Genomic DNA, 21,083 nt, shown 5'->3' on the forward strand with positions numbered 1-21,083 from the left:
GTCTATGAAGGCGGTGAGAAGGAAGAGTTCACCTTCGTCAACGGCATCCACTTCAGCGATTACATCCGCCCCGTCGAAGTCCCCGGCTCCAAAGGCATCGAAGGCCTCGCCGACGGCCAGGAGCCGCGCCTCCTCACGCTGGAACTCACGAAGAAAGGCATCGCCAAGACGCTGATCCTCGAAAGCCCCGCCGGGAACAAAACACCGCCGGTCATCATCGCCGTCACGGCTGACATTGAAGGCAAAGGCCCCGCGCCGCTCAGCGCCGATGCCTCCAAACGTCCGCCGCCACCTGCGCGTGGCAAAGACAAGGCCAAAGCCGCGCAAGGCCCCGAAACCGGCCCCAAAGAAGGCGGTAAAGGCGATGGCCCGCTCGTTCCTGCCGCGCCCATCGTATGGGAAGCCGAGAACCCCAAAGTCCTCACCCGGCAATTTGGTGAAAAGAATCTCAAGCAAGTCTGGAAGCGAGATAAAACCAAAGTCCTCGTCATCGGCGGCGGCAGTTCGCACAACTTCGCCGAGTTCTTCGGCAAAACCGATGTGGCCACGCTCAAAGCCGCCGGATTCTCCGTGAACTACACCGAAGATCGCGATCAAGCCGCGAAGGAACTCGCGAACGCTGACGTCGCCATCATCAGCGTGAACCGCAAATTCTTCGACACCGCCGCCTACCGCAAAGCCCTCTTCGATTTCGCCGCCGCAGGCAAAGGCATCGTCATGCTCCACCCCGGCACCTGGTATGGCTTCGCTGGCTGGCCGGAGATCAATCGCGACATCGTCGGCGGCGGCGCCCGCGGTCACGACAAGATTCATCCCTTCGATGTGAAGGCCGTGAAGGCTGATCACCCCGTCATGACCGGGATCCCTGCAAGCTTCACCGTCGAAGACGAACTGTATTACATGAACGCCGAAGGCACCCCGCCCGGCACCGCGAAGATCACCGTGCTCGCTGAAACCAGCCCGAGCGACAAATACAAGGTCGGCCACCCGAGTGTGTGGATCACCGAGCACCCGAAAGCCAAAATCGTCGGCATCGCCCTCGGTCACGACGCACGGGTGCATGATCTGAAGCCCTACCAGCAGCTCATTATCAACGCCGCGAAGTGGAGCAGCGGGAAGTAGAAAAATCCCACCGCCAATGACGAAGCCCTCAGCTCCCTCCGGGGCTTGAGGGCTTCTTTCTTTGGGTGCGTTGGTTCACTGCAAGTCATCACGCCTGACAGCCGTTCACCGTCCCGCCATGCGCCGTCTTCTTTTTCTCTTCACCTTCACATCTCTCACCGCTCACGCTGACTGGCCTCAATGGCGCGGGCCAAACCGTGACGGTGTCTCCACAGATACCTCCCCCATTGCCGAGAGCTTCCCGGAGGCGGGTTTGAAGAAGGTCTGGGAGAGCGAATACATCCCAAGCGATCACTACGGCGGCCATGGCAGCCCCGTCGTCGCTGGTGAGCAGGTCATCATGTCCGTCGTCTGGCACGAGCGCATCCCCTCCGAGCAGCGTGAGATCGACAGCGAGGTCATGCAGCAGATGAACTACCGTGGAGTGACGCCCGAACTGATGAAGAAGATGGAGGAGACGCGCCTGAATCTGCCAGCCATGCGTGGCACCAAGTTCGACGAATGGATGCTGGCCTGGCGCAAAGAAAACCTGACTCCGAAGGAAGACATCAGCCTGGGCAAATGGGCAGAATCACGTTTCAAAGCTGGGAAGACGGCTCTGCCGCTTGAAGAACTCGCCCGCGTCTCCAAGCGCGAGGGCAAACCTTTCGCCAATGCCGATGAATTCAAGAAGTGGATGGAGGAAGAAAAATTCTCCCAGCCTGTGAAGGACAAGCTGCTCGCCGCTGTGCCGAACACGATCAAGGTGGGCAAGGACGTGGTCGTCTGTCTGGATATCAACACGGGCAAGCAGATGTGGAAGTTTGAAGCCGAAGGCAAGCCGTCTGGCCGCAGTTCCAGCAGCACGGCGGCAGTCGTGGATGGCAAAGTCTTTGCCGCATGCAGCACCCACTTTTACTGCCTCGATCAGAAGGATGGGAAACAGATCTGGAAAGCGCCCCTGCCTGCCAACGGCCCCGCAGCATCGCCCTTGATCGTGGGTGATACGGTGTACATCGCCGCTGGTCGCGCCCAGGCTTATGCCGTGGCTGACGGGAAACTGCTCTGGGAGCAAAAAGACGTCCGCAGCAACACGGGCAGCCCCGCCTGGTGGCAGCCGACATCGGGTAATCCTGCCCTGCTCATGGTAGGCAATAACAGCATCTATGGCGTCTCGCCGAAGGACGGCAAAGTACTCTGGGAGATCGAAGGCGGCGGCCAGTCCTCCCCGGTGACTCACGGCGACTGGCTCGTCATTTACAGTGGTGCGAAGGACGTTGGGCTGCGTGCCTATCAGTGGCAGAAAGAGGGCCCACCAAAGGCAGCCTGGTCGCACTTTTGGGTCACCATGCGCTACAGCGGCAGCCCCATCATCCATGAAGGTCATGTCTATCTCATGTGCGGTGGCAAGCACCAGTGCGTGGAGCTTGCCACTGGCAAAGTCAGTTGGCTGGAGAACGAAGTTCAGAGCACCATTACCTCCCCCATCCTCGCTGATGGCAAGCTCATGGTCTTCGAGAACAATGGCACCCATCTCCGCATGGTCAAAGCCGCCCCGGATGGCTACCACCAGCTCGCCCGGCCCAAGATCGAGGGCATGGGCTGCACCTCCCCTGCCCTCAGCAACGGCAGGCTCATCGTTCGCCAGCGTGAGAAGTTGGTGTGCTTTGATCTTCGTCCTGAGAAGTGAAGCTCTGGAGTTTGGAGACGCAGGTTCAGCCGTAATCTTTGAAACTGGCAAGTCTCAAACGACTCTTTTGAGTCACAAGGCAGGGTTCCAAACTCGACATTGCCCGGTGGAATGTTTGGAATACCGGTTCAACGGGCGGCCTTTCATGGCTGTCTGACTGCCCACGGCATAGACGCCGTGATTTCTCTGCCACTTCTCCTGCTGCATGAAACGCCTTCTCCAGGGCTTGTTCGGGCTGGCTGCGATTGCAGCGGCGGGGCTGTGCCTGTGGTGGATGGCCGGGCGAGGAGATGGGGCCGCATTGCCCAGTCCCAATCCGCAAAATCGTCAGAGCGTGAAGACGACCCCAGCCTGGAGCGCGCAGCGTAGCGGACTGCGACAGGGGAGACAGGTCGAGGATCGATTCGCCGCACGAGAGATTTTGGATCAGCTGGAGACGGTGATGAGAACGGAGACGGGCACATCACACGTGCGCCGGGTGCGCCTCGTGCGGGATACTTTGCTCAAATATCCGCTCGTGCGCGTGGAGGATGAACTCGTGCGCTCTGCTCAGGGTGACAAACTCGTGCGTCAGAGCGCAATGGTTGGCGATCACGTCATGGTTAAGCTGCGGAACCCGAAGATGACCGAGGCGGAACTGCTAGCGATACTTAGTGACGGCGGAGCGAGTGTACGAAGCCGGATGCCAGCATCAGGACTTTGGCTCGTGGCATTCAGTGAACCGAAGCTCGACACGGTGCCACGCGCTGTCTCGCGCCTGTCGAAGCTCAAAGATCACATCCTCGTGGTGGAGCCTGATCATATCATGAGCGTGCAGGCCGTGCCGAATGACGCATCATTCTCCACGCTCTGGGGCCTGCATAACACGGGTCAGTCAGGCGGCACGGTGGACGCAGACATTGATGCGCCCGAGGCATGGAACCTCAGCACAGGCAGCGCCGCCGTGGTGGTGGGCGTGATTGATACAGGCATTGATCAAACTCACCCCGATCTGGTGGCCAACCTATGGACGAATCCCGGCGAGGTCGCTGGCAATGGAATCGACGATGATGGTAACGGCTATGTGGATGACACCCGAGGCTGGGACTGGGTAAACTCGGATAACAATCCCAACGACGACAACGGCCACGGAACGCATTGCGCGGGAACCATCGGAGGTTCTGGAAACAACGGGACAGGCGTGAGCGGAGTATGCTGGGAGGTGTCGCTCCTCGGACTGAAGTTCCTGAACGCAGCGGGCAATGGGTTCGAATCCGATGGAGCGGAAGCCATCTCTTACGCGACGGCACTCGGTGTCACTGTGACCTCGAATTCCTACACGGGTACCAGCTACACGCAGTCGATGAAGGACGCGATCAATGAGGCTCATGCCGCAGGAATCCTCTTTGTGGCAGCGGCGGGCAACAATGCCTCGAACATCGATCTTTTTCCCGAGTATCCGGCGGCTTACGACAGCCCAAACATTCTCTCTGCGGCTGCCACGACACGGACAGATGGGATGGCCTCGTTCTCCAACTTTGGCCTGACATCCGTGGATCTCGCTGCGCCTGGAAATGAGATTTACAGCACGCTCCAGAATGGCGGTTACGGCCTGAAAAATGGCACCTCCATGGCGGCACCTCATGTGGCCGGAGCCTGCGCTTTGCTCAAAAGTTACAAACCTGGGCTTAGCCATCTGCAAGTGAGGGAGATGATCCTCAACACGGTGAATCCGCTGCCAGCCATGACTGGCAAGACCGTGACCGGTGGACGGCTGAATCTCTACAATGCCATGCTTGCCAGTGATGACATACTAGCGTCGCCGGCAGATGCACTGAGTGCCAGCGGACCGATTGGTGGCCCATTCACACCAGCGACGCATACCCTCACGCTAACGAACCATGGCACATCACCACGGCCTTGGACGGCTGACGTGACTGGCTCATGGATTACTCTTTCACCTGCCAGTGGAACTCTCGCGGCAGGTGAGAGTGCCCAGGTCACGGTCACTGTTAATGCCAACGCAAATCAACTGCTCGCCACGACCCACACCGGCATCGTGATGATCACCAGCACCTCCACTGGTCGCATTCAGACCCGGGCGATCTCGCTGGAAGTCAACGCCGCACCTGTCTTCAGTTCAAACCTGGACATTGATCCGGGCTGGGCACGCACGGGAGAATGGGCCTATGGCACACCGCTGGGTCAGGGAGCCGTGAGTTTTGGCAATCCCGATCCTGCTGCCGGCGCGACCGGCACAAAGGTCTTCGGCATCAATCTGGCCGGTGACTATGCCGTGAGCAGCAGCACGCCGCAGTATCTCACCGCAGGCCCGTTTAGCATGAGCGGACGACATGGTACCAAGCTGCGCTATCAACGCTGGCTGAATGCCGATTACCAGCCCTGGGTGACCACGAGTGTGGAGATTTCCACCGATGGCTCCAACTGGGACATGGTCTGGCAGAACGACATCAATACGCCACGGGATGAAGAGTGGACTTTCGTGGAGCATGATCTCGCGTCCCTAGCTGATGGTCATAGTCAGGTCTTTGTGCGCTGGGGACACACCGTGACAACACCAGATGCCTACCCTCAGTCGGGTTGGAATCTGGATGACATCGAACTTCACGCTGTGCCTGACAAACAGCTGCGCTTGCTTCTCCCCAACGTGCTCACGGAAGGCGGAGCCACAGGCACCGCGACAGTGATGGTGGCTCCGGCACCTGCTGGTGATCTGGTCATCGCTCTTGCCTCGAATAGACCCGGGGAGGAAATCACCTTTCCCCCGACGGTGACAATTGCTTCCGGTCAGACTCAGGCAGCCTTTAGCGTGACGCCGATGAACGACGCACGCGTCGATGGCACACAGAGTGTGATAATCACCGCCACTGCCGCCACCTGGCCAAGCTCCAGCGCCACGATTCAGGTGCATGACGATGAATCCACGACGCTCACGCTCAGCCTTCCCGCCAATGTGCTCGAAGGTTCACCTGCCATCTCAAATCAAGCACAGGTGAACATTCCGAGCGCTGCCGTGGTGCCTGTTGAGGTGGCGCTGAGTTCCAATGATTACGGTGAGGTGGATGTGCCTGCCACAGTGATCATTCCTCAAGGTCAGACACAGGCCTTTTTCACACTCACCATGCCGGAGGACGATTTGATCGATGGCACACAAAACGTGTCCATCACCGCCAGTGTCACCAACTGGCCTTTGGCCAATGCATCGCTTCAAGTATTGGACAATGAAGCCACTCAGCTCTCGGTTTCGCTGACCTCGCCAACCTTGGAAAGTACTGGGGTTGTCGTCGGTGGTGGTGTGGTGAGTGTGCCGGGAACGCTGGTGAATGCACTAACAGTGACGCTAAGCTCCAATGACTCCTCGGAATTGAATGTGCCACTGAGTGTGCAGATCCCCGCAGGGGCCAGCGAGACCGTCTTTGATCTGAATCTCGTGAATGATGCTTTGGTGGATGGAGATCAAAATGTGAGCGTGACGGCCACGGCGGCTGGTTTTGCCACTGGCTCGGGCATCATGATCGTGAGTGATGATGAGCAGCCTGCTCTGCCGGTGAACCCATCTCCAACGCACCTCAACTCGCCCACTCATCCCGAGAGTGACTTGGCCTGGAGTTACGATAGCGTAAGCGGCGGTGCACCTGACAGCTATGATGTCTTGTTTGGCACACTACCTGTGCCTGCCGAACTCGTGGGCAACGTGGAATCTGCGCTGCTGACCTTACCGAGGCTGGAGCCAGGAGTGACCTATCATTGGCGGATCATCGCACATCGGGGTGCACAGATACGCGCTGGGCCGGTGTGGAGCTTCACGGTGCCACCCGTGGGTGCGGTGCATCACTTTGGCTGGTCGGATGTGCCTGCTGCTGCTGCGCGTGGCAGTGCCTTCACGAGCCGCGTCACGGCTTATGATGAATGGGACAATGAAATCGATGGCTTCACGGGTCCGGTGACGCTTTCCGCCCATGCCCAGACTGATCCAACGACAACGGGCACCGGCACCTACGCATGGTTTTATCCACTGGCCTGCTACTACCACGATGCCCGGATGCAGAGCATTTACACACCTTCTGAGGTTGGCTCAGCGGGGCGTCTGACTTCGCTTGCCCTTGATGTAGCGAAACTGCCAGGACAGCTTCTGAAGGACTTTACCATTCGTCTGAAGCACACCAACCGTGCGAGCTATCCCTTCAATGAACGCACCTGGGAAAGCGATGGCTGGGTCACCGTTTTCAGCGGCAATGTCACGCTTTCTTCCCTCGGTTGGAACTCGGTCAACTTCACCACACCCTTCGATTACGACGGTTCGATGAACCTGATGGTCGATGTCAGCTTCAACAACAACGACTACTCGAGTGACGGCACCGTGCGCAGTACCATCACCACGCTGAACCGTACGCTAAGTTTCCGCACGGACAGCGCTTATGGCGACCCTTTGACCTGGGCAGCAGCGCTGCCGCAGGGAGCATCCTCAAACACTCTGCCGAATCTCCGCTTTGGCCGCGCCGAGACTGCGCTGACGATGACTCCCGGCACGAGTGGAAGCTTTGTTCATGGCTCGTGGAGTGGAAATGTCACGATACAAACCGCCGTGGAAGATGCCTGGCTCAAGGCCATGCTGCCGACGAACTCAGCGATCACGGGGGTGTCATCGCTGATCGACGTCGTGGCGGTGAATGATCTCGTGCTCGCCGCGGAGCCTCTGTTCACCGGCGGCACCAGCAACACGGTTTCATGGGCGGCGCTTGGCAGTGGCTATGAGTATGAGGTGCAGCGCGCCACCGTCAGCAATTTCAGTGATGCCATCACCACAGGATTCGTCACCGCTGTTCAGCAAAGCTACTCCAGCCTCGCTGACGGCCAGCTCTATCACTACCGTGCACGAGCTCGCGCCGCAGGGCTTACAGGTGCGTGGTCGGAGCCGCAAAGATCAACGCAGGATGCCACAGCTCCGTCGCTGGTGCTGACTCCGGGCACGGGTGGTGTGATATTGCTGGATCACCTGACTCTGCAGGGCGGCGGCTCGGACTTGAGTGGCATCGCCTCCGTTACAGTGAATGGCGGTGGGGCTTCTTCCGCAGATGCCTTTGCCACCTGGACTCAAAGCCTGACATCGCTCGCGGATGGCATGAACACCTTTACCATCAGCGCCAGTGACAATGCGGTGCCGCCGAACACGCGCACGGAAACTTGGAGCATCCTGCGCCTGTCTGACCCGGCTGCCGATGCCGACGCCAACGGAGTCGGCGCACTTCTCGATTATGCCTTCCATGCTGGCAGCTTTGGCATGGGCGCGCTCCCTCAAACTGGCACAGCAATGGATGGCAACACAGGTCATCGCCATCTTACCTTCAGCTATCGTCGCCTGCTCTCGAATCCATCTGGCGTGCAATATCATCTCGAAACATCCACGACGCTTGCCGCATGGCAGTCGGCGGGATCGAATGCCGAAGAACTCAGTGTCACGCCAACAGGCGATGGCGTCACCGAGACGGTCAGCGTCAGGCTTGTGCCAGCGATGGATGGCGGAATTCCGACGTTCGTTCGCCTGCGGGTGGAGGTGCCGTAGCAGTCTGAACCCGCAGAATAGCTGGCTCAGTGAGCCGTGGCTTTTTCTGAGCCGAGTCCAGTATGGGCACGAACGGTAAGTTCGGCGAACTTGGCTTCAGCTTCAGGATCTCGCGGGGTCAGGATGGTGCCAAGATAGCCAGCGAGAAAGCCGAGGGGAATACTGACGATGCCTGGATTTTCCAAAGGGAAGATGGCCCCTGCTTTTCCAAAGATGCCATTCGGGCTGATGAGGATCAGGCCGATGGCGGAAATCAAGCCGGTGGCAAGACTGGCCACGGCACCGGAGGTGTTAAACCTTTTCCAAAAGACGCTGAAGATGATGACCGGCAGATTCGCGCTTGCTGCGACAGCAAAGGCGAGGCCGACAAGGAAGGCTGCGTTCACACTTGGGCCGAGGAAAATGGCGAGTCCAATGCTGACGGCTCCGACGACAAAGGCCGTGATGCGGGCAACCTTCACTTCCTGCCCTGGGCGGTTTTCTTTGCCGTGGTGGAGGACGTTGGAATAGAAGTCATGGGCGAATGAAGCGGAAGCGCTCATGGTCAGACCGGCGACGACGGCGAGGATGGTGGCAAAGGCGACGGCGCTGATGAAGGCGAAAAAGAGTTCGCCGCCGAGTTCCTGAGCGAGGAACGGGGCAACCATGTTGGGATTGGGTTTGCCTTCTGCCGTCATGATGATGGCTTTTTTCAGGATGGTGGCGGCACCGAAGCCGAAGAAGGTGGTCATGATGTAGAAGATGCCGATGATGGCCATGGCCCAGACGACACTGGAGCGGGCCGTTTTGGCATCCGGCACGGTGTAAAAGCGTACAAGGATATGAGGCAGGCCAGCAGTGCCTAATACCAGTCCAAGACCCAGTGAAACAAGGTCTAATGGTCCCCAGGGGCCGGCGACAGCAACGCCAAACTTGAGTCCAGGTTCCAGGAGATTCTTAGGTTCGGCGGAGCCCGCATAGTCCGCTTTGGAGACAGCATTGAAGAAGGTGGTGAAGCTGAAGTCGTGATACTGGAGTACGAGGTAACTCAGTAGAATGGCACCAGCCATGAGCAGCAGCGCCTTGATGATCTGCACCCAGGTGGTGGCCAACATGCCGCCGAAGACGACGTACACGAGCATCAGCACGCCCACGCCAATCACGGCAGGCGCGAAGTCGATGCCGATCAACCCTTTGATGATGCCACCCGCTCCGACCATCTGCGCGATCATGTAGAAAGTGGAGACCGTCAGGGTGCTCAGGGAGGCCATGGCCCGCACGGGGCGTGGTGAAAGGCGGTAGGCCAAAAGGTCAGCCATGGTGTACTTGCCTGCATTCCTCAGCGGTTCGGCGACGACGAGCAAGACGGTGATGTAGGCGACGAGGAAGCCGACGGAGTACATGAAGCCGTCATAACCTGAGAAGCAGATCATCCCGGAGATGCCGAGGAAGGAGGCTGCGCTCATGTAGTCGCCGGCTACGGCGAGGCCATTTTGCCAACCGGTGATGCTACGCCCGGCGGCGAAGTAGGCACTGGCTCCTGTGTTCTTTTTTGCGGCCCAGAAAGTGATCAGCAACGTGAGGGCCACGAAGCCGAGGAACATGATGAGAGAGATGGACATGAGAGAAAACGCTGAAGGGGAAGAATGGGAGAGTTGGGATCAATGCTGGTCGCTGATGACACTGGCGGCGGACTTGTCCCAGCCAGTGGCTGCGCGGACGTACACAAAGGCCATGATCCAGGCCATGAAGAACTGCGAGAGCGCGAAGACGTAGGCAATGTTCACCTCACCCCAGACCCTCTTTTTCATCAGGTCGGGGAAGTAACCGACGAGGATGGGCAGGGCCAGGTAATAGGACATGAAGAAGATGGTGGCACCGATGATGAAGCGGGCCTTCTTGCGGATGAGGGCGCGGAATTCGGGCTTCGCTTCGAGGCGTTCCCAATCAACGGGGGATTTTTTGTCGGACATGGGCGCGGAGGCTAGGGGATCAGGCCTAGCGTGGCAAGAAGGGAAATCTGCCTGAAGAAAATGCTCCGCCGGGTGGCGTGCCGCGCCCGATGGGCTATTCGAGATAGACGGCGTAGATCCTAGCGAGGCTGTTTGCAGGGATGTTCATACGCAGAGCGAGCTTCTTGCCTGCTGGCAGAGGTTTTGCAAAGCTGAGCCGGACTCGCACACCACTCGTGACCACCTTCGCGTCGTAGCCGTCAAGAACACGGTCAAGATGGTCAAGGAGCTGAATCGAAAGCGGTGCATCCGGGGTGATGCCATCCACGTTCACTGCGATCTCCTTCGCCTCGAATGGACTTGTGATGAAGTGCCCTTCTTCCTCCGCCACCTTGCGTGACAGCGAGCCGAAACCATCGCGGCGCAGGGTGGCGAGGCCGATGTCCATGTCTTCGAGCACGCCGCCGCTGTCCCAGTGCGAATACCAGATCATCGTCTTGTCACCCTCGTTCACGAAGGCGTGACCTTGGAGGATCGCGACATCATCCCACTCGCCTTCTTTGCCGCGCGGGATGATTTGAAAACCCGGCACAGGCTCGCGGAAGTGCACGCCGTCGTTGCTGATCATGAGGCCGAGATCGACGTGGACGCCGAGGTTCCAGCTTGCCCCTTTGGGTGGCGGTTGATTGGCGTCCTGCCACATGCCGTGCAGACCGACCATGACGTTGCCGCGATTCCACAAACCGGCGCCCATGTGCATCTGCTGGCCTTTGACAGGCACTTCGGAAAGCTGACCGGGGCGCGCATAGGAGAGTGCTTTGGCCTTCGACCAAGTCACAAAGTCTGGTGAGCGATACGCGAGCATGTCGCGGCCGATGTCGCGGCCATCGGGCCGCCAGGACCACGGGCTGAGAAGCTGGCCGGTGGCGTAATAGAAGTCGCCAAAGCGATACAGGCCGCTGACCTCGAAGCGCTCGCCGCCTGCATTGGCTGGGCGATCTCCGACGCATTTCCAGGTGAGGCCGTCGGCGCTCGTGGCGGTGACAAACGAGCCCCAGCGCTTCTCATTTGGGCCGATTTGGCTGCGACCGCCTTTCACGTCCTCGATGGGCATGTGGGCGATGTAGGCGCATTTGTATCGCTTCGACGGATCAGACTCGTCCGGCTCGAAAAGCACCGAGAGGAAGTCATTCACACGCGTCATCGAGTGAGGCTCGCCCTCGATGAGGCAGATGTTGTTCTTTTTGCTGCCGTTGAAGTCCACGAGGCCGAGATCGGGCTTTGTCCAAGTCACGCCATCCTTGCTTTCGGCGTAGCACATGGGCCGCCACCAGCCGGGGGCCTGTCCTTTGACGATCTCCGGTTCATGCATGCCGAGATACCACATGCGAAAGGTGTCGCCTTGCTTCAAAACAGTGCCGTAGAGGATGGCGTGGCCTGCATCAGGCGAGCCGGGCGGGCCGCTCCGCAGCACGGGATTTGCCGGATGCTTCTGTGCGGTCTCAAGCGTGAGCTTTAAATTGTGCTGCCAGGCGATGTTGTGGTCATCAAAGGCGAAAAACACCTGCTCGGCGGCATGAATCTGGAGCGCGAGACAACTCAGGAGGCAAAGGCTGGGTTTCATGTGCTGATTTTGAACTCCAGCCAGGCCCCTACCAGCACAAGTTCCTGGTTCAATAGGCAGACCAGCCGATCACTTCACATAAACCGCGCTCAGCCGGATGTCGGTGCGCTTCGGGCCTTCAAAGACGATCCGCAACCGCAAGCGTTCTGGCAGCTTCGTGTCGCTTTTGAAGTCCACCGGTGTTTGGAAGCCATTTTGACGAATAACGACGCTGTATCCTGGAACTGGCCGCTCAAGGTGATCGAGCAGTTCCACGCGCAAAGCCGCTTCATCACCCATACCTTCCGCGTTGACAAAGAAGTGTGGCTCCTTCACTGAGATCAAATCCGTGACAAGTTCCGCCGTCACCTTTGGCATCTGATAATCCCCAGATCCCTCGCCGCTCGTATCGACCACCAGATCAGCAAAACGATCTCGCGGCAAAACTGCGATCCCCACGCCACCGCGTTTCACTTCTGGTCCACCAGTCGCTCTCGGGTCCCACGCGCCATAGTACACGAAAGTCTTCTCGCCGATGTTCTCAAAGCCCTGGCCCTGGATGATGCCACCTTGATCCCATGCACCGTCCTTGCCGCGTTCGAGGAAAGTCCATTCATGCTTTGGCTCGCGGAAGTTGTGACCATCATTGCTCAGCACGAAACCCAGATCGACAGACACATCCTTCCACTCTGCCGCGCCATGCCAGCGACCATAGATGCCGAGCAAAACATTCCCACGATTCCACACCGCAATGCCTTCGTGGTTCTGCTCCCCCTCACGACTCTTCCCCGCACCGAGATACTCATGCTGCGGCGTGCGCACAAAGGCCAGAGTGCTCGTCGCCGACCAGTTCACAAAGTCCGCGCTGCGATGCAGCCGCACAACACGTCCCTGATAATGCTGCGTGTGCGGCATCGCATTCTGCGCTGTCAGGAAATACTGCCCGTTCCACTGATACAGCCCGCAGGCTGGCTCAAGATGGAATCCCGGCACCAGCAGGTCTTGTTTGCGCAGCTCACCTTTGACCGGATTGACCTCTTTGACTGGCCGCCACGTTAGCCCGTCCGCGCTCACAAACGGCAGCAGTGTCCCGAGTCGTGTGTTATGCCGGAAATAGACATGCGTCGTCATCTTGTAGCGGCGCGTGGCATCGGGATCGGTTTCATCCTTGATCACCTTCAAATTTACAAAGCCCCACGCGCCTCCGACATCCACGAGATTGTTCTTCGAGCTGCTACGAAACTCCACCAGCCCCAGCTCCGGCTTCACCCACGTCACAGCATCCGCGCTCTCGGCATAAGCCGCCCGCCACCGCTCCGAGGCTACTGCGCCTTTGCCCGCATCATCAAACGCCACATACCACATCCGATACTTCCCACCGTCGCGGATGATTGAGCCATAAAACTGCACGCCATGCGCGTCCAGCGTGCCCGGCCCACCTCGCTGCACCACAGGGTTCCCTTCAAACCGCACTGGCTGTCGCATTTCGAGTTTCAAGTTCTGCGTGTGTGGAATGGCGATGTTATCGAAGGCGAAGAGCGTCTTCGCTTTTGCCTCATCGAAAAGCTCCCCCGCGATGAGTGGCGAGGTCAGCAGGCAGAGCAGAAAAAGAAGTCGTGTCATGGCGCTTCAACGTCGAAGTCGGAGAACAACACGCACCAATTCCACAGCGGATACGCCTGCCCCGCACGCGTGCCATAGCTGGCATCGCCGAAGGTGTAAACCGACCGCTCGGGATCGGAGTCTCGCACATTGCCGTAGCTGAACGACCGCTGTGCCACCACTGGCTGCCCAATGGCAAAAGGTGTTCCATTGCGCAGTTCACGCGGCTCGTAGCGTAGCAAGGTGACGCAGTTGTCTTCACGCACGCTGCGGATCGGCACGCGGGTGTTAGCGCCGGAGATGTTCGTCACGAGGAAGGAACCTTCATCAGTCAGCGGCTTCAGCACCTCGGCAAAACTCCGCGTGAGCACCATCTCCTCATTGCCATCAGCAGTCTTTTGGATCGTCGCAATCGTCCCCAACGCCGCAGCGAAAGGATGACCATAGTTTACCCGGCATTTTTCGCCCGCAGGCATCGCGTTGGCGAAGCGAATGCGCACGCTCGTTGGCGAGACGATCTCCACAGCGGTCAACGTCAGCGCCCGCCCATTGCCGCCACGCACTTGGAATCCAGCCAGTGAGGTGAATCCTCCCTCAGTGACGATTTCCTGTCGTGCGAGGGAGCTCGTGTCGATCACCAGCGGCGGACGCGGCACGGTGAACTCGATCACGACGCCATCGCGTGCCGCATCGAGCTTCGCGTGACGCGGTCGCAGCGGCTGCCAGTCCTCGCCTTGATGCAGCACGCGATGCATCACCTTGCCCACCTGCTCACCCCACCAGCGCTCGCCGTCAGCGGAGAGATGAATCGGATCGCCGTGGCGGCCTTGAGTCGTGCGACTGTTGATCGCGCTCGGCACCGCGTAGTGTGGTCCCACAAGGTAGATGGAAGCATCTGCATCCGCCGCCATGAGTTGCGCATCGCCCGAAGGGCCGAGAGTTTGATAAGCGAACATTGGCAGCTCGCCATGCTGTCCCGTAATCGCGCACAAATCGGCCGACCACTGTTTGCGATACGCCATGAGTTGATCGCGATACCAAGCCAGACCCTCCTTGCGCGGAATTTCCGCATCCCAGCGCGTTGGCACGATGCCACCCGTTGGCCCACCATTGCCTTCGCCTTGCATCCAGTAGAGAGCCTTCACTTCAAACTTCGCGCCCATGGCCATTGCCTGCTCCATCGCCCGCCGTGCATCATCCAGGCTTGTCTTGTAATACCCGCCACCGTTCCGCCGCGACTCTGGCGTTCGCTCATCGGTCGAAAGATCCGCACTCGACAGCTCCTGAATCTGCCGTCCACCCTGCCCAGCACACGCCACGAGATACGGCGGCGCGTCTTTCGTATTGAGCGCCACTTTGAGATGATCCGCCATCCCATTCGCCACAGTCTCACCCAGCCCGCCATTCGCCGTCGCCCGCAGCGGCACGAGCTGAAATTGTTCATCAGGCCTCTTCTCCGGCGTCGCCGAATTGTCCTTCGCCAACCACGTTCGCACCCCGCGCCGAAACATCACATTCCCCCAAGCGCTGCCCTTCTCACTCACCACCGGCAGCGATTCTGAGCCATCGCCAAGGGACTGTCCCATCATCCAGAGACCGGAGATATCAGCGGCTAGGGCAGGCATTCCAAGAAGGCAAAGTAGTAAAAGGCGAGTCATGGCTTTTGGGCGGTCAATTGCTGCATCAGCACCTCCTGCATCGTCGTTTCTGGTTTGCCATCAAAAGGGTGCCGCACCTCGCATTTCACACCGAGGGGTCGCAACGTGTCCTGAAGCATCAAACCGAGCACGGCGCTATGCGTGGGGTCCTTCTGCGGCTCGCCTTTGATGGGTGTTTTGTCTTCTTTGGTGGTCAAAAGGATCGCGGGCGGATCATCGGCGCTGGCGTGAGACATCGGTGACCATTCTCTGAGGTCGAGGAGATGCTTGTCACGGTTCGCGAGGAAGGGGGCGAAGGTCTCAGGGCGAGTTTTACCAACATAACCGAAAGCATGGCCGCCGTACTCGCTATTGGGGATCCACTCGACGAGCTGTTTGGGATCCAGCGAGGGCTGCGGAGCCTTGGTGACGGTGAAAAGCACCCGCGTGGACTCACGGGCGATGGGATCAGCGCTCTTCGGATCGGCCATGTCATCATGCATCGCCAGCCAGAGGCTGGAGCAGCCACCCGCACTCACGCCACTCGCGGCGACGCGTGTTTTGTCGAGGTTCCACTCGCTGGCTTTCGAGCGCAGATGCTGCAAAGCCCTCGCGGCATCCTGAAGAGGCCATTGCAGTGGTGGCGAGACTTTCGCGGCGTTCGCATCGGCAAGGAAGCGGTAGTTGATCGACGCCACGGAGATGCCTGCATCGAGAAACGCACGCACATCCAGATGCTGATGGATGTCCGTCTTGTCCTGCGCTCCCCAGCCACCGCCGTGGATGTAAAACACAACCGGCGTCGGCTTTGTGGACTTGGCGAGCCATACATCCAACGTCTGGCGGAAGTGCGGACCATACGCCACATCGACGAAGGTCGCGGGCGTGGCAGCGGCCTTGTCGGTGGCGTAAAGTTTGCGTACCTCAGCAGGTGGCATCCAGCCGTTCGGGCGCTGCTCATCGGGCTCGTAGGCGCAGGTGATGAAGTAGAGTCCATCTGCCACGAGTTTCTGCGGCGGCACGTTTACCTGCACCTGCGTGAAGCCATCCGCGAACCAGCTTTCATAGCCATCGGCCGCTACGGGCTTTAAGGCGCGGCCATTGAGTCGCACATCGAGCTTGGTGGGTGCTCGATAGGGCAATCGCAGCCGAAAACCGATGCCCTTCGTGATCTTCGCATCCGTCGTTGCGGCGAGCAGTTGCTCGTTCGGCGTTTCCATCGCCACTTTGAGCTCAGGACCGGCGGCAATGAACTTTGTCACCGCCTCAGGGAACTCCTTCGCGACGATCTTTTTCTTCGCCGCGGCCGTCGTGGCCACCACGAGGCTCTCGCGGCCCACGGTCTGCGGATAGAGAAAACCGAGCGCAAACTCACTCTGCTGATTCCATAGCTCCACCCGGCTTGCTCGGCGCTCCGTCGCGTTCCGGCCATACGCGGTGACGTAATGACCGACGAAGTGCCTCATGCGGTTCACGGGATAGCCGGGCGCTTTTTCATCCAGCCACGCATCGTTGCCGATCTTCATGAGGCCCTTCATCCTCGCCACGAGGCTCTGCTCCCAGGCCACCTCCTGCGTGATGACCATCGTGTGATACTTCGCGTAGCCGTAGTGCGCGGAATAAAACATCGGCATGCCGTGCCATAGCTTCTTGCCCAGCGGTGCCAGCTCCGGTCCCCAAAACGTGCGCTGTGCATCCGCCTCGAAGCGATCCGATGGAAATCCCGCCGCTTTACCCGCCTCGATCATCGCTTCCGTCACACGCCAGTCCCACGGGCGTAGCGCGTAGTTCGAATACGCCCCGCCAGTCACCTCCGTCATGATTTGGCCCTGATACATGCGCCGCGAGCCGAGCTGCTCTGGCGCATATTCCTGCAAACCCGTGCCATGCAGGTCCACATGCACCTCCGGCTGGTATTCGTCGATCACCGACAGCACAGCAGCGAGTTCGGGCGCGTCTTCCGGCTTCGTCAGAGTGAGCGACTTCACATCCCACAGCTTCCCGATGCGACCCGTGCCTGTGTAAGGATCGACGCCGTGCTCATTGCGAAAGCGATCCGTGTAAAACATCGCCAGCGGATTCACGCACGGCATGATGAGCATGATCTGCTTCTTCCGCGTCTCAACCGCCAGCGGATCATCGCTCAGCATCCACTCGGCAAACGCCATCGCTCCGCTCGTGCCCGTGCGCTCCGGCCCGCTGTGCAGCGTGGTGACGAGACAGACCTGCTTGTCCGTGCTCTTCACCGTCGGGTCCGTGATCTTCAGCAAATACACCGGCATGTTCTGCCCGCTCATGCCACGCGATTCGAGCACAGCGACCTTCGGATACGCCTTCCACCAATGCGCCAGCGTCCCCGCATACTCCTCCCACGTCAGGCGATGCATCGGCGGATACTTCTCCTGCGCAGAGACCAGCGCTGCCAGACTGAAACAGAGTGCGGTGAGGAGTGCTTTCATTCGAGTGGATGGATGGGGCCGAGGATGCGTTCGCGATCCATACGCAGTTCCACTTCGACCTTGTCACCGTCGCGTTTGTGGCCGCGAATCTTTTTCGGCACAGGGAGAAATGTCTTCTTCCTTTTCGAGTCCTTCCAGATCGTGGTCTTCCACGTTTTGCCATCCACATTCGCGATGACCGGCGTCATGCCCCAGGAGCCGGTGACGGGTGGCGAGATGCTTTTCGGCAGAGCAACGAAGGTCCAGGCACCCTTGCCTTCTGTGGTGAAGAGCGTGCCGGTGAAGTGGTGAACTTCGTCAAAGGGATCGCGAGTGGGTTTCATGGATTGGGGACAAGGAGCAGCGCTTTCCAAGCGCCGAGGGCGGTTGGAAACTGCCCCTCCTTGTTCATGCGGGTGGCGTGGCGGCGACGGCGGCAGTGTAGGCTTCTTTGAGCTTGGGATCGGTCTGGGTGTGGCTGCCGCGATAGACAAGCAGCAGTCCAAGCCGTGAAAACTCGGTCGTGTTCGGTGCAGAGTGATGGATCGTCTCGCACTGATGAATGGTGGCATCGCCGGGGGCGAGCAGTCCACAGAATTGATCGGTGAGCGGCACGGGAGATGGCTCGGCCATGCCGATGCTGTTGCCACGCACGCCGCTGGGCTTGGTGGGTCGCATACCTTCTTTGTGGGAGCCTTTGACGAAGAAGACCGGGCCGTTTGCCTCGGTCACAGCATCAATGGCGATCCACACGGTGAGCATGTCTGGTGGCGTTTGGCAGAAGTAGGCGTTGTCCTGATGATACGGCACGCCAGAGCCGATGCGGGCGGGTTTGTTGAAAGTCTCGACGCCGACAAGCAACGGCTCACCATGCACGAACGGAGCGATGAAGGTCAGGATGTCGGTACGCTCACCAAGTTGGCGGAAGAAGGTGTTGTATTTCTCCAAGCGCCAGAGATTGCGCACGGACGTCTCATCCTTTTCGAACGTGCGAGCATCAATGGGCTGCGCGGCGAGATCATCACGGATGTAGCGGTCGAGTTCGGCACGCACAGCGGCGACTTCTTCGGTGCTGAGGAACTGCGGGACGAGCACAACGCCGTCGCGCTCGTAGATGTTGAGGAGTTCGGTATTGCTCATGGCTGAATGGCGATTTCGGTTTCGACGAGTTGCAGGGGCTGGGATGAGGACGTGAGAGTGATGTCGAGAGTGTTCCAACCTTCACGCAAGAGTGTGGTGTCGTTGATCGGCCACTGGACATAGGCCTCGGTGGCAGGCGAGGACGCGATGCCGTGGCGTTTGCCAGTCGTGACGACGAGCTGGTTGGCTACAGAGCCTTCATGCAATGCGCGGCCATTGATGAGCACGGTCAAAGCAACATCACCATAGGCCTGATTGGCACCGTGGAGGCCTAGGCGAAGGTGTGCAGTGGTTTTCGACGCATCTTCTCCAACAAGCAGCCGAAGCGTGACTTTCTCACCCAGTTTCAAGGCGGCGGGGAGTTGCTTGCGATACTCATAGGTGTCCTCGCGGTCATGGAAGTAACTCGTCGTCACCAGATAACGGCGGACACCCTGCTGCGTGGTGAGCGCCTGAACGGTCGCTGAATCCGTGTGCAGGATGTAGTTGTAGATTTGGTGAGCCGAGACACCAAGATGCTGCTGATTCAGTGCCGCGCCTAGAAACTGCGGCGCCGTGGGCGTGCGTGAGACTTCTTTAGAATAGGCTGCGATGTCATGCGCGGCAGAGAACGGCCAGTGGTAGCCTGAGCGGCCATAGAGTGAGCCGATGACCTCGCAGCCCGCTGGTTTGGCGATCTTCACGAACTCAGCCAGCGGCATGTCATGCGAGAGCGTCATGGTCTGCGCGGGGATGATAGCGTCGATGAGGCGCTGCTTCATCCAGGTGCCAACATCAAGGCCGGACCAGGTGCAATTGTGAATCGCTGGTGGCACGCGGACGATGAGCTTCATCGGACGCTTTTGCTCGGTCGAGACGGCATTGAGTCGCGTGCGGATTTTTTCGAGCATTGTGGTGATGAGATGCGCGTTTTGCGCGGCGGTGCCGGGAGGGAAGAAAATTTGGAAGCGATTGAAATCGAGTTCGAAGCCGTCCATCACGTCAGCATAACGATCCATGGCCTCCATGATCACGGCGAGGCGATAGGCGCGCACATCTTCGCGGGCGTAGTTGAGCAGATGCTTGTAGCCATCGTATCCAGCGACAGGCGAGGCACCGATGGCGGCGTCTTGATGCTGCATCCAGAACTTGCCAGTGAGCGGGTAATGCAGCGGATCGGAGGTGTAGTGACCGTCGTTCATCCGGTAGGATGGGTAGAAAGCCATGCCGCGCTTCTTCGCGTGCTCACCAGCAATGCGTGGCGCATCGAGTCCGGCCTCGGTGGCGAGGCGACAGCGCTCGATGCGTGTCTTCCACTTCGGATCGTCGCTGTATTTCGTGTGACGCCAGCCCCAGGTGCTGGCGATCTTCGTCTGGTAGTAGAGAATGTCCGAACCCGCGCCGATGGACCACATGAGCGTTTTCGCCGGGCCGCTGGCGATGTCGTCGATGAGATTTTCGAGGTTCGCCTTCGATTCCTCTGGTGTGTTGCCTGTGAAGGACAAATCACCGTCGAGATTCTGCATGAGCACGAGCGGCTCCGCTGCGAAGAGCAAAGGGCAGAGGGCGAAGAGAATGAACAGCGTCTTCATGCGGTAAGTTCGGTAAAGAGTGCCGCATCATCGAAATTCAGCGCGGCGAAGGCTTGATCGAGATGCGCAGGCGTGCGTCCGCCGATGAGCACGGTGTCGATGCCTGGCTGATGCAAAGCCCATGCGAGGGCGAGATGCGACTGCGAGTGCCCGGTGCGTTTGGATACGGCTTCGAGCTTCGCGAGTCGCTGATAGGCTGACTCATGGAAATACACCTGCTGATGACCAGGAATGATCTCGAAGCGTGAACCAGCCTGAACGCCATGCTGATGCTTTCCGGTGAGGAATCCGGCACCGAGCGGGCTGTAGGTGACGATGGCGATGTCGTTCACAGTGCAATAGGCGCGGAACTCGTCACTTACATCGCTAACAGCGAGGTTGTGATTGTTTTGCACGACCCGGAAGCGCGATCCGGCGGCGCGGAGTTGCTCCAAGCTAAAGTTGCTGGCTCCAAATTGCTTCACGGGCAGCCCTTCGAGTTTGGAGTCCCCTTGCAGCGCCGTTTCGTGCCACTGATGCAGATAAAGCAGGTCGATCTGATCCACGCCAAGTCGTTTCAGACTGGGGGTGATGTCGATGTGGTCATACGGAGGAAGAATCTTTGTGGCGATGGTGATGCCTTCGGGCTTCCGCGAGGCGAGCCACTTGCCGAGAATCGTTTCCGAAGCTCCTCCGCCATAAGCTGCTGCCGTGTCGAAATGCCGAACGCCGCGCTCCAGCGCGTGATCGAGCAACGCGAATGAGGCAGCTTCGTCGATTTCGCGACCGAAGGTGACACAGCCGAGGCCGATGTGAGTGGTGGGCATG

Annotated in this window: 13 protein-coding genes; 3 read left to right on the forward strand and 10 right to left on the reverse strand. The window is 59.2% G+C overall.

What is annotated here, in order from left to right; all coding sequences use genetic code 11:
• The 3 genes from AC6FTP_RS14975 to AC6FTP_RS14985 form a co-directional block, all read left to right on the forward strand.
• Positions 1 to 1,122, forward strand: a 1,122-nt coding sequence (locus AC6FTP_RS14975) for a ThuA domain-containing protein (RefSeq protein WP_497207724.1), incomplete at its 5' end; no start/stop codon positions are given.
• Positions 1,123 to 1,240: 118 nt separating this feature from the next.
• The gene (locus tag AC6FTP_RS14980) at positions 1,241 to 2,791 is read left to right on the forward strand and encodes a PQQ-binding-like beta-propeller repeat protein (protein WP_497207725.1); all 1,551 of its coding nucleotides are present in this window, start codon (positions 1,241 to 1,243) and stop codon (positions 2,789 to 2,791) included.
• 205 nt (positions 2,792 to 2,996) lie between these two features.
• Positions 2,997 to 8,354 carry a S8 family serine peptidase gene (locus tag AC6FTP_RS14985; protein WP_497207726.1) on the forward strand — a complete coding sequence of 1,786 codons (5,358 nt, stop codon included), beginning with the start codon at positions 2,997 to 2,999 and terminating at the stop codon, positions 8,352 to 8,354.
• Positions 8,355 to 8,380: 26 nt separating this feature from the next.
• On the opposite strand, the gene AC6FTP_RS14990 is transcribed toward AC6FTP_RS14985, so the two are convergent.
• The 10 genes from AC6FTP_RS14990 to AC6FTP_RS15035 all read right to left on the reverse strand — a co-directional run bounded on the left by AC6FTP_RS14990 (position 8,381) and on the right by AC6FTP_RS15035 (position 21,082).
• The gene (locus AC6FTP_RS14990) at positions 8,381 to 9,955 is read right to left on the reverse strand and encodes a solute symporter family protein (protein ID WP_497207727.1); all 1,575 of its coding nucleotides are present in this window, start codon (positions 9,953 to 9,955) and stop codon (positions 8,381 to 8,383) included.
• A gap of 39 nt (positions 9,956 to 9,994) precedes the next feature.
• Positions 9,995 to 10,306: a DUF485 domain-containing protein gene (locus tag AC6FTP_RS14995; protein ID WP_497207728.1), complete on the reverse strand. Its 312-nt coding sequence runs from the start codon at positions 10,304 to 10,306 to the stop codon at positions 9,995 to 9,997.
• Positions 10,307 to 10,400: 94 nt separating this feature from the next.
• Positions 10,401 to 11,909, reverse strand: a complete 1,509-nt coding sequence (locus tag AC6FTP_RS15000; protein WP_497207729.1) for a glycoside hydrolase family protein — start codon at positions 11,907 to 11,909, stop codon at positions 10,401 to 10,403.
• A gap of 69 nt (positions 11,910 to 11,978) precedes the next feature.
• Complete coding sequence (locus AC6FTP_RS15005; RefSeq protein ID WP_497207730.1) at positions 11,979 to 13,511, reverse strand: hypothetical protein; 1,533 nt, start codon at positions 13,509 to 13,511, stop codon at positions 11,979 to 11,981.
• A complete protein-coding gene (locus AC6FTP_RS15010) occupies positions 13,508 to 15,115 on the reverse strand; it encodes a phosphate ABC transporter substrate-binding protein (RefSeq protein ID WP_497207731.1) in 1,608 nt (535 codons plus the stop codon). The genes AC6FTP_RS15005 and AC6FTP_RS15010 overlap by 4 nt, the downstream gene beginning before the upstream one ends.
• A gap of 29 nt (positions 15,116 to 15,144) precedes the next feature.
• Positions 15,145 to 17,586, reverse strand: coding sequence for a M14 family zinc carboxypeptidase (locus AC6FTP_RS15015; protein WP_497207732.1), 2,442 nt, complete (start codon positions 17,584 to 17,586; stop codon positions 15,145 to 15,147).
• A complete protein-coding gene (locus tag AC6FTP_RS15020; protein WP_497207733.1) occupies positions 17,583 to 17,909 on the reverse strand; it encodes a DUF1905 domain-containing protein in 327 nt (108 codons plus the stop codon). The genes AC6FTP_RS15015 and AC6FTP_RS15020 overlap by 4 nt, the downstream gene beginning before the upstream one ends.
• A gap of 64 nt (positions 17,910 to 17,973) precedes the next feature.
• Positions 17,974 to 18,705: a phytanoyl-CoA dioxygenase family protein gene (locus tag AC6FTP_RS15025; RefSeq protein WP_497207734.1), complete on the reverse strand. Its 732-nt coding sequence runs from the start codon at positions 18,703 to 18,705 to the stop codon at positions 17,974 to 17,976.
• Entirely contained in the window at positions 18,702 to 20,276 is a 1,575-nt protein-coding gene (locus AC6FTP_RS15030; RefSeq protein ID WP_497207735.1) for a hypothetical protein, read from the reverse strand. Before AC6FTP_RS15030 ends, AC6FTP_RS15025 begins: the two co-directional genes overlap by 4 nt.
• Positions 20,273 to 21,082, reverse strand: coding sequence for an aldo/keto reductase (locus AC6FTP_RS15035; RefSeq protein ID WP_497207736.1), 810 nt, complete (start codon positions 21,080 to 21,082; stop codon positions 20,273 to 20,275). The genes AC6FTP_RS15030 and AC6FTP_RS15035 overlap by 4 nt, the downstream gene beginning before the upstream one ends.
• Position 21,083 lies beyond the last annotated feature (1 nt).

Origin of the sequence: Prosthecobacter sp., assembly GCF_044378005.1 — a bacterium.
Lineage (GTDB): Bacteria > Verrucomicrobiota > Verrucomicrobiia > Verrucomicrobiales > Verrucomicrobiaceae > Prosthecobacter.

Coding starts and splice junctions, on each gene's coding strand:
- AC6FTP_RS14980 (WP_497207725.1), top strand. CDS start 1,241: ATGCGCCGTCTTCTTTTTCTCTTCACCTTCACATCTCTCACCGCTCAC.
- AC6FTP_RS14985 (WP_497207726.1), top strand. CDS start 2,997: ATGAAACGCCTTCTCCAGGGCTTGTTCGGGCTGGCTGCGATTGCAGCG.
- AC6FTP_RS14990 (WP_497207727.1), bottom strand. CDS start 9,955: ATGTCCATCTCTCTCATCATGTTCCTCGGCTTCGTGGCCCTCACGTTG.
- AC6FTP_RS14995 (WP_497207728.1), bottom strand. CDS start 10,306: ATGTCCGACAAAAAATCCCCCGTTGATTGGGAACGCCTCGAAGCGAAG.
- AC6FTP_RS15000 (WP_497207729.1), bottom strand. CDS start 11,909: ATGAAACCCAGCCTTTGCCTCCTGAGTTGTCTCGCGCTCCAGATTCAT.
- AC6FTP_RS15005 (WP_497207730.1), bottom strand. CDS start 13,511: ATGACACGACTTCTTTTTCTGCTCTGCCTGCTGACCTCGCCACTCATC.
- AC6FTP_RS15010 (WP_497207731.1), bottom strand. CDS start 15,115: ATGCCTGCCCTAGCCGCTGATATCTCCGGTCTCTGGATGATGGGACAG.
- AC6FTP_RS15015 (WP_497207732.1), bottom strand. CDS start 17,586: ATGAAAGCACTCCTCACCGCACTCTGTTTCAGTCTGGCAGCGCTGGTC.
- AC6FTP_RS15020 (WP_497207733.1), bottom strand. CDS start 17,909: ATGAAACCCACTCGCGATCCCTTTGACGAAGTTCACCACTTCACCGGC.
- AC6FTP_RS15025 (WP_497207734.1), bottom strand. CDS start 18,705: ATGAGCAATACCGAACTCCTCAACATCTACGAGCGCGACGGCGTTGTG.
- AC6FTP_RS15030 (WP_497207735.1), bottom strand. CDS start 20,276: ATGAAGACGCTGTTCATTCTCTTCGCCCTCTGCCCTTTGCTCTTCGCA.
- AC6FTP_RS15035 (WP_497207736.1), bottom strand. CDS start 21,082: ATGCCCACCACTCACATCGGCCTCGGCTGTGTCACCTTCGGTCGCGAA.